The sequence below is a fragment of the Mycoplasmoides gallisepticum genome (assembly GCF_900476085.1).
GTDB classification, from domain to species: Bacteria; Bacillota_I; Bacilli_A; order Mycoplasmatales; family Mycoplasmoidaceae; genus Mycoplasmoides; species Mycoplasmoides gallisepticum.
The window spans coordinates 642448-658361 of the sequence record NZ_LS991952.1; the positions used below are offsets into that span (position 1 = coordinate 642448).

General features: G+C 31.0%; 13 protein-coding genes. 2 read left to right on the top strand and 11 right to left on the bottom strand.

The window, feature by feature from the left end; genetic code table 4:
- Window positions 1-54: 54 nt before the first annotated feature.
- Window positions 55-1821: a TrkH family potassium uptake protein gene (locus tag D2833_RS02720; RefSeq protein WP_011113737.1), complete on the bottom strand. Its 1767-nt coding sequence runs from the start codon at window positions 1819-1821 to the stop codon at window positions 55-57.
- Between the two features lies 1 nt (window position 1822).
- On the bottom strand, window positions 1823-3160 hold the full coding sequence (locus tag D2833_RS02725) for a hemolysin family protein (RefSeq protein WP_027333137.1): 1338 nt from the start codon (window positions 3158-3160) through the stop codon (window positions 1823-1825).
- Window positions 3161-3336: 176 nt separating this feature from the next.
- Here D2833_RS02725 and D2833_RS02730 point away from each other — a divergent pair, with 176 nt between their 5' ends.
- A complete protein-coding gene (locus D2833_RS02730; RefSeq protein WP_011113739.1) occupies window positions 3337-3984 on the top strand; it encodes a deoxynucleoside kinase in 648 nt (215 codons plus the stop codon).
- A 2-nt stretch (window positions 3985-3986) separates the two neighbouring features.
- Window positions 3987-4613 (top strand): deoxynucleoside kinase, encoded by a 627-nt coding sequence (locus D2833_RS02735; protein ID WP_011113740.1) that lies wholly within the window; start codon window positions 3987-3989, stop codon window positions 4611-4613.
- Window positions 4614-4667: 54 nt separating this feature from the next.
- Here the strand turns inward: D2833_RS02735 and D2833_RS02740 are convergent, their stop codons facing one another.
- The 9 genes from D2833_RS02740 to thiI form a co-directional block, all read right to left on the bottom strand.
- Window positions 4668-6821, bottom strand: a complete 2154-nt coding sequence (locus tag D2833_RS02740) for an ATP-dependent Clp protease ATP-binding subunit (protein WP_011113741.1) — start codon at window positions 6819-6821, stop codon at window positions 4668-4670.
- 105 nt (window positions 6822-6926) lie between these two features.
- A complete protein-coding gene (gene rnc, locus D2833_RS02745) occupies window positions 6927-8894 on the bottom strand; it encodes a ribonuclease III (RefSeq protein WP_117274053.1) in 1968 nt (655 codons plus the stop codon).
- Between the two features lie 67 nt (window positions 8895-8961).
- Window positions 8962-10005 carry a phosphate acyltransferase PlsX gene (plsX, locus tag D2833_RS02750; protein WP_011113743.1) on the bottom strand — a complete coding sequence of 348 codons (1044 nt, stop codon included), beginning with the start codon at window positions 10003-10005 and terminating at the stop codon, window positions 8962-8964.
- A complete protein-coding gene (locus D2833_RS02755) occupies window positions 9948-11672 on the bottom strand; it encodes a DAK2 domain-containing protein (RefSeq protein ID WP_011113744.1) in 1725 nt (574 codons plus the stop codon). The genes plsX and D2833_RS02755 overlap by 58 nt, the downstream gene beginning before the upstream one ends.
- An 8-nt stretch (window positions 11673-11680) precedes the next feature.
- Window positions 11681-11953 carry a hypothetical protein gene (locus tag D2833_RS02760; RefSeq protein WP_011113745.1) on the bottom strand — a complete coding sequence of 91 codons (273 nt, stop codon included), beginning with the start codon at window positions 11951-11953 and terminating at the stop codon, window positions 11681-11683.
- 21 nt (window positions 11954-11974) lie between these two features.
- Window positions 11975-12967, bottom strand: a complete 993-nt coding sequence (locus D2833_RS02765) for an RluA family pseudouridine synthase (RefSeq protein WP_011113746.1) — start codon at window positions 12965-12967, stop codon at window positions 11975-11977.
- On the bottom strand, window positions 12937-13776 hold the full coding sequence (locus D2833_RS02770; protein ID WP_011113747.1) for a TrmH family RNA methyltransferase: 840 nt from the start codon (window positions 13774-13776) through the stop codon (window positions 12937-12939). Before D2833_RS02770 ends, D2833_RS02765 begins: the two co-directional genes overlap by 31 nt.
- A complete protein-coding gene (locus tag D2833_RS02775) occupies window positions 13748-14734 on the bottom strand; it encodes a DHH family phosphoesterase (RefSeq protein ID WP_011113748.1) in 987 nt (328 codons plus the stop codon). The genes D2833_RS02770 and D2833_RS02775 overlap by 29 nt, the downstream gene beginning before the upstream one ends.
- Complete coding sequence (gene thiI, locus D2833_RS02780; RefSeq protein ID WP_011113749.1) at window positions 14719-15909, bottom strand: tRNA uracil 4-sulfurtransferase ThiI; 1191 nt, start codon at window positions 15907-15909, stop codon at window positions 14719-14721. Before thiI ends, D2833_RS02775 begins: the two co-directional genes overlap by 16 nt.
- Window positions 15910-15914 lie beyond the last annotated feature (5 nt).

The window sequence follows — 15914 nt, forward strand, 5'->3', positions numbered from 1 at the left end:
TTTTTAGAACTAATTTTTATCTATTATTGCTTATCTTATTGATAGCAATAAAGTTTAGCCAATCTTAACGTCTTCATCAACATAAGAGTAATTTCACTTAATAGCATCGCTCTTAACCCAAGCAAGAATTGAAGTACTTACCCCTAATTGACCAATAATCATTAGTGCGATTAATAGCACCAGAGGTACTAAGTTTATTGATGTTAGGTATGAAGTAATACCAACTGATAGACCTACCGTACCATAACCTGAAGAGTATTCAAAGAACACGTCCATGATACTAAATCTTACGTCTGGTAGAACAAAATCAAAAGTAATTTTAGTTCCTACAGCAGCAACGATTAAGAAGATCGCACTTAATAAAGTAATTAGATATGCACTATTAATTGTCTCAGATGGGATTGATCTTTTGAATAATCTTACTTGTTTATAGCCCTTGAATTTTTGGAAGATTGCAACCATTACTAAAGCAAAGGTTGTAGTTCTCACCCCCCCTGCAGTTGATGAAGGTGCAGCACCAATAAACATTAATAAGCTAAAGATTAGTTTAGAAACATCAGTTAGGTTATACATACTGATCGTTGAAAAACCAGCTGACCGGGATGAAAAGATCATGAACCACAGGTTAAGCACGTAATCTAATTTAGAGTTTTTTCCATAGATCGTTTGGTACAGTTGTTCTGGAGTTTGAATATTAAGAGAAGGTTCAAACTTAAGGTTGTTTTTTAGTGATTGTTCAAAAATTTGTGATGTAACATTAAACGAACCATTTTTGCTTAAAACTTCAACTGGTGCCACGATTACTATTGGCAGCATTAATAAAATTGCAGATGTTATTAAAGATAATTTAGTGAAGATACTAAATTTGTATTTCACTCGATTTTTATAAAGTCTTTTGTATCTAATCTTTTCGTAGATATCAAAGATTGTAGGATAACCAATTCCACCAATAAAGAATTGAGTTGCAGTGATGAATAATAAAACAATGTGGTGGTCATTTCTAAAACTAGATAAAGAAAAAGGACCAAAAATATCAAATCCAGCGTTGTTTATTGAAGAAACTGAGTGGAAGATTCCAGCTCAAATAGCTGATCCAGCATTATGATAAGTGAAGAATTTTCGATAAGGATTATCAACAGTAATCTGAGAAGCTTTGAAATCAATTAGTAAACCATTAACATCAGAATTTTGCAAATCGATAATATTTTGTTGTTCAAAAGAAGGCACAAAATAGAAGTATAGCGAATAGAAAATTGCATAAATAATCTGAAAAATCATCACTGCAGTAACTGCAACCATGATTGTCTTAGAAGTTGTTGATAATTTTTCACCACCCCGCTCAGATTGAAGTAATAAGGTTTTTTCTAACGATGACTGGTCTTTAAAAATCTTGGCAAAGATTCGTCAAATCAGATATCAGAAAACTACAAAACCAACTCCACCAACTTCAATCAGAATAGCTAAAATAATCTGTCCAAAAATCGTATAGGTTTCTCGTACTACTAGCGTTGATAGACCAGTATCACTGAACGCAGAAGTTGCTATGAAAAACGAGTCGATAAACGAATATTTTGCTTTTTCAATAATTGGTTCAGCAGCAAGTCCTTGGAAGGTAACATTAGTAGCTTTTTCATACGTATCACTATATTTTAAAGAGATCGGTAAATACAATAGAATTGATCCGATTAAAATGAAATAAATGTAGAAATGAGCGATTTTTTGGCTGATAGTTTCACCAGTAAAAATTATCTTTAATCACTTAATGATCTTGTTTCTTTTACTGAGCGAATTTTTGCGATTTTTACCGTTAATTTTTAACATTTTAATAATTTGTGCTTATTTCGGTTACTTGAATTTCGTTTTTGATAATTTCGACAAGTTTAACCTTTGTTTCTTCGTCATATTCTAGATATTTAACAGTCATGAAATCGTCGTGATAAATACCGTCTTCATACCTTGCATTATGTTGAGTGTTGTTATTGATATAGTCTAATAATTTTATATTTTTCTTAACATTAATATTTTTATTTATGTATTTGTGTAAAAAGTACTGTGCGTTTATCGATGAATCTACCATTCAAGTATAGGCATTAATTTCTTGAACTTGACCTACTTCATCTTGTTCGTCGTAGATTTGACCAACTAATTGTTCGAGCAAGTCTTCCATGGTGATAATTCCAATTGATTCATACTCATTGAAATTATTGACGACGATTGCGATTTGTACTCTTTCTCTTTTCATTAGATATAACACTTTATCTAACTTGTAATCTCTTAAAACATAGATCGGTTCACTTAAATATTCAGTTCAATTATCTTCATCCTTATTTTCAACGATACTCAGATAATCTTTTAAGTGTAAGACACCTATCGTTTTATTTTCATCATTAATAATAGGTATTCTTGAAACATTATCTGATAAAAACCGTTTTTTAATTAAACCAATTGAACTGTGCTCATGAACATACACAACTTCTTTTCACTTTGTATATACCTGTTGGATTAAAGTTTCATCAAAATTAATAGCGTTTTTAATTAATAAAGCTTCATCGTTTTCAAGAACACCTTCATTCTTAGCTTCATCAATAAAAAAGGTTACTTCTTTCTCACTAGTTTGTGTTTTTGAATACTTTTTAAAGACCTTAGATATTAAAAAGGTTACTGGAAATACTAAGTAATAAAAGAAAATCATCACAAAACTAAATAAAAGAACTGTTTTAATAGGTCTAAATTTAGCGATAGATTTAGGTGCTATTTCACCAAAAAATAAAGTTATAAAAGTTGTTACGAATACAGCTAGCGAAGAACCTACAGCTTGATTTTCAACAATCCTGTTGAATAGCAGTGTTGAAAGTGTGGAGATAATAATATTCGCTACATTATTACAGATCAGAATTGTTGATAATGTTAACGTAAAATTTTTAATTAACTTATTGATAATCTTCGTTCTTAACTTCTTTTGGATATTGTGCTCTTTTATGTATCCATTTCATTTGAAGCTAGTTAAACTTGTAAATGCTGTTTCTAAAGCAGAAAAAATTACAGAAATGAATAAAAAAAGCAGTATAAGCACCCCATATATTATATATATGGCTATAGAACTATTATCCGTGACTATGGAATTATTATCCGTGACGGATGAACTCTCTTCAGATGTCATATAATTTAATCTTTAAATTATAGGTAATTATATTATATTTAGTCCTTAGATTTTCCTTATAGAGATGTAAAACGCTATTTGTTGTTGTCAAAATTTTACAAAAGATTATTAATTCTTAGATTAATAATGTTTATAATTATAAGGCTAACTATTAAACAATCAAAGGGGTATTTAAGTTGTTAATCGGAATAAGTGGCATGGTTGCATGCGGTAAAAGCGTTTTGTCTAAAAGAATACACGAACACTATAAGACCTCTTTATTCTTAAGAGAATTTAAAGAAGACGATGTTGTTTTTAATAAGTTCTTAGAATGACTTTATGAAAAACGCCCAAATACAGAAATAAGTTTTCAAGCTTATATTTGTGAAAATCATTCAACAAAGATGAATGAAATTTGAAAAAATTATCGATCTGAAAACAAAGATTCTAAAAAAGATCACATTATTATCGATCGCTTTTGTATCGAACATAACATTTTTGCTAGACTAATTTTGGCTAAAAAAGGCGATAAATTTTTAAATGCTTACCAAGCGATGTTTGATATGATGATTGATAAAAATGAGATTCCAGATATTGCCATTTTTTTAGATGTCAATTTTGAGAATTTCAAAAAAAGATTATTTAAGAGAAATCGCAAAGTAGAAGTAAATAATTTTGATGAAAATTTAGATTACTGAAAAGAATTACATCAAAATTACCGTAAAAACTTTGAAATTTTGTGTGAAAAATACAAAGTTAATGCGTATTATATTGACACAAATGATATGACTGAAATTGAAGTTTTTAATAAGGCTGTTGAGATCATTGATAACCACAATAGATAATTATGCTTGTTGCTATTAGTGGAATGGTTGCTTCTGGAAAATCTACACTTTCTAACAATCTGCATTTACATTATAAAAACTCAAAAATTCTTTATGAGTACGACGAAAAAGATGAAGTTTTTAATCAGTTTTTAGAATGGCTATATAATAAGAATGCCGTTGTAGATTTTGCTTTTCAATCTTACGTTGTACAAAATTATTCTAGACATCTTAAACAAGCTTTATCTCAAAATTATGACTATATTTTTTCAGATCGCTTTAATCTAGAACATTTTATTTTTGCAAAAAATAAAATATCTAAAAAACCTAAAAAATTTATAAATGCTTATGAAGCGATGTTTGACGTTTTGGTTTCAGAAGATAAAATTCCCGATCTGGTTATTTATTTAGATTTCAATTTTGATGAATTCAAAAAAAGAATTTTTAAGAGAAATAGAATTGTAGAAACATCAACATTTAACGATAATATAGATTACTGAAGAAATCTTCATAGCATTTATAAAAAAGAGTTTATAAATCAACAACAAAAATATAAATTTAAAGTTGTTTATTTAGATACAAATAACAAAAACGAAGAAGATATTTTTAAGCAATCTGTTGAGATAATCAATCTATATAGCGCAAAATAAAAAACGAGATAATATCTCGTTTTTTTTATCATTTTTACCGTGTATTTTTAATTTTTAAGATACAGCTTTTCTTAAATTTACAAGAGTATATTCATTTGTTTCTGCATTAAATGTACAAACATAAGATTTGTTCTTTTCAAGCTTGTTTTCGATTATTTTTTTTGCTAAAAAATTCTCTACTTCTCTTTGAATATAACGTTTTAATGGGCGAGCTCCAAAAACGGTATTAGAACCATGCTTAACAACGTTTTCAACAATCTTTTTATCAAAGGTAATATTTATTTGTTGCTTTTTAATACGGTCACTTAAATCACTCAGTAATTTTTGAGCTATTGCAGATAAATCTTTGTCGTTTAATGCTTTAAACGTAATTAATTCATCAATTCTATTTAATAATTCTGGTCTGATTTTTCTTTTTAACTCTTCAATTGTCTTAGCTGGATTATTAGCTAGGATATGTTCAGCACCAATATTAGATGTCATTATGATTATCGTGTTTTTAAAGTTTACTAATCTATTGTGATTGTCTGTTAATTGACCATCATCTAATATTTGAAGTAAGATATTTAAAACGTCTGGATGTGCTTTTTCAATTTCATCAAATAATACCACTGCATAAGGTTTTGTTCTAATTGCGTCTGATAAAACACCAGGTTGATCATAACCAATATATCCAGGAGGAGAACCAATTAGTTTATCAACTGAATGTCTTTCCATAAATTCAGACATATCAATGCGAACCATTGCTTTTTCATTATCAAATAAACAATATGCTAATTTTTTAGCTACTTCAGTTTTACCTACACCGGTAGGACCTAAGAATAAGAATGAGCCAATAGGACGATTAGGATCATTAATTTGAGCTCTACCTCTTAATACTGCATCTGAAACATTTTTAATTGCATGATCTTGACCTTTAATATATTTAGAAAGATCGTTTTTAAGATTTAATAATTTTTGCTGTTCGGAAGCAACTAATTTACTTAAAGGGATTTTCGTTGCCTGTGAAATTACTTCAGCAATTTCAACTCTAGATATTGAAGTTTTTATTAAATTGTCGGTAAATTCGCTCAATTCTTTAGTTTTCTTTTCAATTTCTTCTTGGCGTTTTGGAATTTCTAAATAAAGTAATTTAGATGCTTGAGTATATTCACCTTTAGCCTGTAATCTTTCAATTTCAGCCGTTAGATTAGTAACTTCTTCTTTTAATTTATTTATACATTCATAAATTGTTTTTTGTTGAGTTCACTTAACTGTTAATTCATTCTGTTTATTAGTGAAATCTTTAATTTCTTTTTTTAATTGTTCAATTCTTCCAAGTCTAACGTTAGAGTGATTTTCTTTCTTTTCACGTTCAAGAGCAGCTAGCTCTGTGCTTAAGTGAATAATTTTTTGCTTAATGTTATCTAATTCAGGTGGTAAAGAATGAATTAAGGTTTTGATCTTAGCTGCAGCTTCATCAATTAGGTCGATTGCTTTATCTGGTAAGTATCGATCAGAAATATAACGCGCAGACATTTCAACAGCTGCTACTAATGCATCATCAAAAATTCTTACCTTGTGGAATGCTTCTCATCTTTCTCTAAGCCCACGCATAATTGTTAATGCTTCTTGCTTTGTAGGTTCATCCACTAGAATTTTTTGCATTCTTCGTTCTAACGCACCATCTTTTTCAATGTACTTACGATATTCATCAATTGTTGTTGCACCGATTACTTTAATTTCACCACGAGCCATCATTGGTTTTAAAATATTGGCAGCATCCATTGCTGAATTTGACGAATTCTTACCCATACCTACAAGTTGATGAATCTCATCAATAAATAAGATCACCTTACCGCTTGAATTCTTCACTTCTTTTAAGATCTTATTTAATCGTTCTTCAAATGAACCTTGAAATTGCGTACCTGCAATTAATGAAGATAATGATAATTCCACTACTTCTACATCTTTTAAGTTATCAGGAACATCACCATTGACGATCTTTCTAGCAAAACCTTCAACGATTGCTGTTTTACCAACTCCGGGTTCACCGATTAAGACAGGGTTATTCTTATTTTTTCTACTTAGGATTTCAATCAATCTTCTTATTTCTTCTTCTCTACCGATCGTAGGATCAATTGCGTTTCTAGCAATTTCATCGTTTAGATTACGAGAATATTTACTTAAAACATTTTTTTCTTCTGTTGGAGTAAAACTAGCAAACATATGTACACCTCTTTTCGTCTAATAGATTTATTATAACAAAAAATTAGCACTTGAGCTATTAGAGTGCTAATTTTTTAAGAGGATTGTAATTTTAAGGCTAAAGCCTTATTTTTCTAACTTTAGTAAGCCGCGAAATTTGCTAATCGCCTCTTTGGCTGCTTTTATTTCTGCTTTGTGGGTGCTTGAATCCTTACCTTCACCATACATGATCCCGCCTGCATAAAGACTTACTGTATGAAGGTTCTTTTGTCGATCATAGGTTCTTTCGTAATGGATTTTCATATTCAATCCTGTTGAGTGAATAATTTCTTGGAAAATTGACTTATAATCAGTGTTTTCAGTTAATTGACCTTTTTGGTAATAACCTATGATCGTATAATTTAAGATCTTTCTTACTGCATACTCACCTTGATCTAAATACATAGCTCCAATAAATGCTTCAAAGATATCTTCAAGGATCTTTGGTGATAAAGGAGCAATCTTTAATCCCTCACCAACCCTAATATAATTAATTAGTTCTAATTGGGTAGCTGCTTTAATCAGTGTATTAGATTGAATGATCTTTATACGATCTTTAGTCATTTCACCTTCAGATGAATCTGAATGGTTAAATAAATACTCTGCAACTATCTTATTAATGATTGCATCACCTAAGAACTCTAATCTTTGATAGTTGTATTTTAAATGCATCTCATTAGCGTATGAGTTGTGTGTTAGCGCTTCTTCATAAAGTCCAATGTTGTTTGTCACAACTTTGAATTTCTTTAATAATAATTCAAGATCTTTATCTTCATAGTTAGCATAAACAATAAGTTTGTCATCATCAAGATTACTATTAAAGCCAAGACGATTCTTTTCTTTTAAATCAGCATAAATGACTGGGTAATTATCTTTAATGTAATTGCTGATCTTAACAATCTGTTGGTCAGAGATATTTTTATTTATTAATGGAATGTTGTTAGATTCGTTTTTTGAATCTTCTTTTTTTTTATTGTTGTTGTTTGGGTTTAAGTTTTCTTGTTTTTGGTTTGCTTCTGACTTTTTTTTATTGTTATCGTTTTCTGACTTATCAACAGAATTTTTTTGATTATTGTTATTAGTTTTTTGTTGATTATTGTTCAAATTTACCGCTTTAATTTGCTGATTTTTATTTTCTTTCGGTTGCTTTTTTTTAGTTTGATCTTGTTTTTGTTGGTTGGTTTTAACTTCTAATTTTTTTACTTGTTTATTAGACTCTTGTGGTTGTGAATTTTCAGCTTTCTTAGCTTTAACTTTTTTAGAATCTTCTTTTTGAGTAGGTTTTGGTTGGTTACTTGTAAAATTGGGAGTAAAAGGTAATTCTACAATCGTGCTCTTAGATAATTTTGATTGGTTTAAAGGTTTTGTTGGTTGTTTATTATCGCCCTTATTACCAGCATTGTTCTTGTTGTGATTTTTTTGATTATTTACAAAATTATTATATGGTTTTTTAACTTCTTTTTGGTTATTATTTTTAGCAGCTACATTTGGCTGTTGCGGCTTATCTTTTTTATTGGGATTTTGCTTTAAATTAGGAGCAATTAAATTATTTTGTTTTAATGTTTCAAAAGTTCTCTTAATAATTAAATTTATAGCTGTTTTTGCCGTAGATTTTTCAGAATTAGGGATAGCCTTTACTTGATTATTAGCTGCTGGTTTTTGCTTTCAATTCTCTGGTTTTTTGTTATTTTGGAAGTTGTTATTATTCCCTTTTTGTTTTTTGTTTTTATTAGCTTTTTTCTTAGCTTGCTTATTATTATTTTGTTTCTTAGAATTATTGTTTACAACTTCATCTGATCTGATTTTTTTAGCTTCCTTAGCTTGGATTTCTCTAATCTTCTTTTCATAATCAGGATCATTTAACGGCACGGGTTTTTCTGTGTGCTTTCTTCCAGTAACACCTAATTGATGTAAAAATTTACTAGATTTAGGCGTCATCTTAAACATCCGCGGTGTCGGCTTGTCTTTAAGTTCTTCGGTTTTATCTTTATTATTTTTTTTAAAATTATTTGGTTTTTTGATCTTCTTTTTAGTATTTTTCTCTAAATTTTCCATATAAGAAATAGCATTAATGCTTTTTGTATAAATCTTAAATAAGTTGGATTAGAATTTACTAATTAATTTAATTCAAAAAAGTCGAACATTCTTTTGTGATTTTTTCAATTAAATTATTTAATAAACTTTCGTGCGCTAAACGAATTGTTGAATAAAATTGTTTAGCATCAGCTGATCCGTGAGTTTTTAAAACTAATTTGTTTAGTCCTAACACGACAGCACCAGCATTATTTTTATAATCAAATGTTTTAGTAATTTGATAAATAACGTTCGCTGAGAACAAAGCTCCCAGTGGGTTTATTTTATAATTTTTCTTTAAAATTTTACCAACAGATTTCAGTGCTCCTTCTAATGATTTAAGCACTAAATTACCAGAGTAACCATCACTAACTAATAGGTCGCATTCACCTTTAATCAATCCACGTGGTTCGATAAACCCTAAAAAATCTACGGTCTTATCATTTTCTAATAGGTTGTAAACAACTTGGTGGTATTCAAATCCCTTATTTTTTTCAGCCCCAATATTAAGCACACCTAATCGAGGTTGATAATTAAAAACACTAGTAATAAACGTATTAGCCATCTTACCTAGATAATACAGTTCTTCACCAAGATATTCTTTATTAGCACCAACATCTAAGAATCAGAATCCCCTTTTGGTGACTGTTGGCACATATGACATGAATCCCACTTTAATCTTATGGTGGATCTTGCCGATTAAATTGTATGTTAAAGCAACATAAGCACTTGATGATCCAGCTGATATAATGGTGTCAACTTCGTTGTTTTTTAATAGTTCAATCGTTAGGTACATTGAACTATCTTTTTTGCGATAAGCAGTTAAAACCGAATCGCTCATACCAATCTCATTTGTAGTATGAACGATTCGATAATTCAAGTATTTCTTATTTTCAACAAGCGGTCGGATCTGATTTTCATCACCAACCAAAACAAAGGATAAGTCTTTGTGCTTTTTTGCGTATTTAATTACTGCTTTAACAGCTTCACTAACTGAGTTTTCAAAACCCATACAATCAACCGCGATCCTAAACATTATTGCACACCTATGTAATATTGATATAGTTTTTGTGATCCGTTGATCGCTTCACAATAGATTCCAAACTTCTCTGAGATCAGTTTGACGATCGTTCTTACTTCTGAACTTGAAGTGTTCTTACCATAGATGATTAAAACTAGTTCGGGTTTTTTTACTTCATCGATCAGTTGGGCTACTGTATCTAGTAAACATTTGTAAATATCGCTATCACTGACGATAATTTTTTTTTTCATTACCCCAATGTAATCACCTTTGTGAACTTGGAGATGAGGATATTTAATGTTTTTTACTGATGTTGAGATGAAAGCTGATCCCGTTGATTTAATTATCTTATGTAAAACTTTAACGTTACTTTTTAAGCTATCAGAACGCATGTAACCACTGATCGCGCTTAGTGCTTCAATGAAGTTTTGACATGAGATCAATTCGCAATTAATATGTTTTTTTAATAATGCGATCGCTTCTTTAGCTGATAATAATAAATTCGTATCATCAACAACGATAATCACATTCTTAGATTTAACACTGTAGATATTCTTAACGAAATCTTTGATCGTAGGATTACCTGTAGCTGAAGTATCAATAAACTGATCAACATCATAGTTTTGCACGATCATCTTACCAAGAACTCTTGAAGGAACAGTGGCAATAATAGCTGTTTCAGTCTTAAAGTCCTTAATCTTAGATAGATCAATATCCATTAAAAGATCGATCGGTTTGTTTGCTAATTGACCCAGGTTACTATCATCTTGCTTACGTTCAGTAACCTGTTTGTTCATATTTTCGATCTTAACTTTTAAGAACTCACCATAAGGTTGAGCATGTTTTAAGACCAAATCAGGTGTTAAAGTGTGAGCGTGAAGCTTCACGATCCCTTCTTCTTTATCGTTGATTAAAACTAAAGATTCAACGTCTTTACTAATCTCTTTCTTAAACTTTTCTTCGTTAAATTTGATCTTAGTTTGATCATCTTTTGCTTTTAGTCCAAGTTTTAATAAGAACTCCGTACAATAACCGTGCCCTTCTTCAACTAGTTCTTGTTCAGCTTTAGATGATAAAGCTTTCTTATTAACGAACTGCTTATCATTATTAAGTCTAGAAAAATCCTTAGTCAGTTCAGTCAACATTCCTTCTAGGAATGAAACTAAACCAAACCCGCCAGAATCAACAACATTAGCTGACTTTAATGCTGGTAACATTTTGGGGGTTTGCTTTAGAGCATCTTTAGCAAACTCAGTTGCCAACTCAAATAATTGTTCAACTGAACTGATCTCATCTTGTTTTTGCACAAGCTGATCTGCTGTTAATCTAACTACAGTTAAGATCGTCCCTTCAACCGGAGATTGGATCACACTATAAGCAACTTCTTTAGCTTCTTTAAACGAATTGATTAACTGCTTAATCCCAACTTCATCACCATCAGGTAATGATTTGGTAAACCCTTTAATGATCTGGCTAAAAATCACCCCCGAGTTCCCACAAGCGTTCATAAAAAGCCCAGTCGCAAATACCTTGCCCAAGCTTTGTAATGAATTAAACTCTAGATCACTAATCGCATCCACACCACCTTTAGTAGTGATCTTCATATTTGTTCCCGTATCACCATCAGGTACGGGGAAAACATTTAGGTTATTAATGTATTCATAACGATTAAAAATCACATTATAACCTTCAATGAACATCGATTGAAGTTGCTTGGTAGTTAATGTATCTGAAGCCATAAAAAAATCTATCCTTTAATTTCTTTAATAATTACATTGATAAAATACGGATGATGATCATCCCAGCGCGACAATTCATAATAGATCATGCTTTGAGCCATTAAACATACCTGATAGGGTCTAATGCCTAGCTTGCAAACAACTGTAATCGTAATTGTGTCCTCATCGATCTCAATATCATCATCACTCAGTTCACTAGTTATCCCTGGTACTAACTTGATGATCTCTTTTAACCAACCCTTGATGAGTTCATCATTATATATTGTTTTAGTTGTTTCCATTTAAGTACTATTTTACCAAATTTATTTTTCTTCGTAAGGATTGGGGTGCAGTTGGCTATGAAACCAAGCTGGTGACTTGGTTTGATATTGATTCTGGTCTAAGTACTTCAAGATGAAATCTTGATCATAGTTAGCTAGATCAAAGATGATCTTGTAACTATGTAGTAGTTGGTGTTTAAAATTACCTTGGTTATTTTGGTATTGCTTTTTAGCATACTTATAATCACCCACCACTGGGTGATTGATGGATGCTAAATGAGCTCTGATCTGATGGGTTCGTCCCGTAATTAGTTCAACATCTAATAGAGTGTAGTTTTGTTTTTTAAAGTAATAAAGGGTCTGATAACGGGTGATAATTATTTTATTATCGTTCGTTTTTTCTTTTTGGATACTAACTAAAGATCGGTTGGGATCTTTAGTTAGATAAGCTGTTAGTGTTGCTTTTTTGGGATTAATCTCACCGTGAACTAAACAATGATAAAATTTTTTCAGATCACGGTTTTTAATGATTTGGTTGAGCGCTTGTTGAGCTTTAAGATTTTTTGCTCCTAGCATAATCCCAGTCGTGTAGGTATCAAGCCGATTAACAATACTTGGTAAATAAGCTTGATTATTTAAATAATCATATTGGTTAGACTTAACCAGATAATGAACCAAGCGATTTTGCATATGGTCATATTGGCTTGGTTCATCAGTTTGTTGGGCTGGGATTCCCAATGGTTTTTCAAAGATCACCAGATTCTCATCTTCATAGATCAGATCTAATTCTGGTTTAGCTTTGAAAAACTCTGGCACTTTTTTCTTATGATCTGTTCTTAAGAAATCATAATAAGTAATCTTATCATTCACCTTTAAGATGTAATCAAAATCAATTCGTTGATTATTAACCGTAATATCTTTCTTACGGATCATCTTATAGATATTAGTTCTTGTGTAGTTTTTTAAATACTTAAATAAGAACTTATCAATCCTAATACAATCATCTACTGATTTGATAACGATCGTTTTTTTCATAACTTATTTAGTTCATATAAGATGATCCCACTACTTGTAGCCACATTTAAAGATTCGGCATACTGATTATTAATCACGATCTTGATCGTTTGATCAGCTTGATTTAATAATTGTTCACTCACACCATTAGCTTCATTCCCAAAGATAATGATATTTCCCAATTGATGATCAAACTGATCAAGTGGGGTTGCATCTTCATGGTTAGCAGTGGCTACTAATCTTAATCCCTTCTTTTTAATTGCATTAAGAAATTGATCTAGGTTTTTAATTAAACTAATTTGGTTACTAAAGATCGCCCCAGCTGAAGCGCGAATTAATTTGGGATTATAAAGATTAACTGAATCATGGATCAAAACTTTGGTAAGATCAAATGCTGCAGCATTTCTTAAGATCGTACCAAGATTACTTGGATCTTGGATATGATCTAAGAACAAGTAATTATGTTGATCACTTAGATCAAAAGTTGGATGATTTAGATCTTTTAATAAATAATAAAAATAACAATCTCCCGCTTGGGTGTTGATTGCTTTTAATTGATCGTTCAATTGATCTGAGATCATGATCCAACGCACTTTGTGTTGTTTTAATTTACTTTTGATATTACTAATAAGCTTTTGATCAAAAGATTTACTAACAAAGATCGTGTGTGGGAGTCAATTATTATTTAAAGCAATCAGGTTATTTTTAATCCCACCAACACAAAAATAATCACTAATCTGTTTGTTATAACCATTTTTAAATGCGATCTTTAAATCTTTAAAGATCGGATTGTTCTTGGCATTAATTTTGTGAAAGTTGATCATTGTCAATCGTTTTTAGATAATCATCTAAAACCTTAATTAGTTTATAAAAGTCCTGCTTGTTGTCTAAACTAAAACCACTAGCAAACTTATGCCCCCCACCATTAAACATAGCTGCAAAATGGTTGATCGGAATATCATATGATCTGATCGATCCCTTTCATTTTTGGGATTGATCATCAAAATAAATTGCCGTTCAGATCTTCACCCCATCAATATTATTTAGCGCGTGCACCATCGTCATTGGTGATCTGATCCCAAAGCGTTTATGTGCGCCTTTTCTGACAGCTATATAAGCTAAACCATTTGGTGTGATCTTAGCATGGTTAACGACATAAGAATAATACTTATGTTCTAAGATCGGTTTTAGATAAACCGCATCATGAACTTCGTTACGGTTAAACCCAGTTGCTAAGATCTCAGCTGTCATCATGAATGTACTTGGGGTAGTTGCTAAATATAAAAATCTACCTGTGTCAGTAATAATCCCTGCATAGATATACTTAGCAATAATCGAATTGAGTTTAAAACCCATCCACTTGATGAACCATCCGATCATCTCAGCTGTTGATGAAAAGGTGGGATCAACCCATTCGATCGAACCAATAATCTCAGTTTTAGGATGATGATCAATTCTGATAATCTCTTTAACCAATTTGTGCTGACCTGTTAAGATTCGTTCAGCATTCGCAGTATCAAAAACGATCCCTAGTGATCGTTCTAAAAACTCAATATCAACAGGTTCTTTTTCAAACGGAAATAAACTTGCTCCTAATTCTGGATCAAGTTTATATGTCCCCATGACATATACCTTTTTTTCTGGGAACATATTATTAATTAATTCTTTAAATGCGAATGCTGAACCTAAAGCATCAAAATCTGGACGCTCGTGCACAAAGAAAGTCAGGTGGTCAAATTCCTGGACTTTAGCTCAGATCTGATCGTGGACTTCTAATTGTTGTCTCATTGTTTATTTAAATCAAATTGAATAATATCGTTAGTAATTGAATTATCAATGACTATATCTAAAAAATCTAATTTAGCTTCGATCTTATCGATAATTTCAATCCTTGGGTTGGTAATTGGTTTTTTAGGCGCATATAATGAACAAGCATCAGAATAAGGTAAGATCGAAATCTCATATGTCTTGATCTTCTTGGCGTGTTCAATGATTTGGCTTTTATCATAACACAATAATGGTCGTAAAACTAATAAATCTTTGCTGGCATTCGAGATTGCTTTCATACTGTTGATCGTTTGTGAAGCAACTTGACCAAGTGATTCACCAGTAGCAATGCAGTCATACCCATACTGATTTATTAGTTTATTAGCAATCTTATAAAAACAACGACGCATTAATGTGATTCGGTAGTTTTCATATTTGGTGTGTGAAATCTCTTTGAGCACATTGGTGAAGTTATGAATAAAGATCTTAGCATCGCTTACTTCGTTGTGCTTACTAACAGTTTGGGCTAATAATACGGTTTTATCTAAAGCTTGCTTTGAAGTGTGTGGAGGAGTAATAAACGTTAAGAAATCAACGTGCATTCCCCTTTTATAAAGTAGATCACTAGCAACAGGTGAGTCGATCCCACCTGATAATAGAACCAAGACTTTGCCTGAAGATTTCACTGGTAATCCGCCAGCCGCACTATATTTGTGCAAGTATAAAATGAAATAATTCTTGACTACGTCAATACTAATCATTTTCGTTGGATTGGTCAGATTAATCTTAATCTGACGGTTTTTTAAACAATAAGCTGATAAGGTCTTTTTTAAATCAAGGCTGGTAAGTTCATAACTTTTATCTTTTCTTTTGATCTCAAAAGCTAATTGATCATGATCATTAACCATCTCTAGAACTAAATCTTGTAACAGATTTAGATCACGTTGTAATTGTTGAACTAAACAAACGTAACTAATCCCAGGTATTCTTTTTAAGATCTCGATCAGTTCAGTTTGATCTTGCTTGTGGTAGTTCGTAATTAAAAAATGATCGTATTGTAAATTGAGCTTTAACTCAAATTTACTAATTGCTTGCTGTAGATTAGCCTTTAATTGGTTAATAAAGTTGATCCTGTTGTTATTTTTTAGTCATAACTCACCGAATTTGATCATGATCTGATAGTTACTAGTATTCATATTTA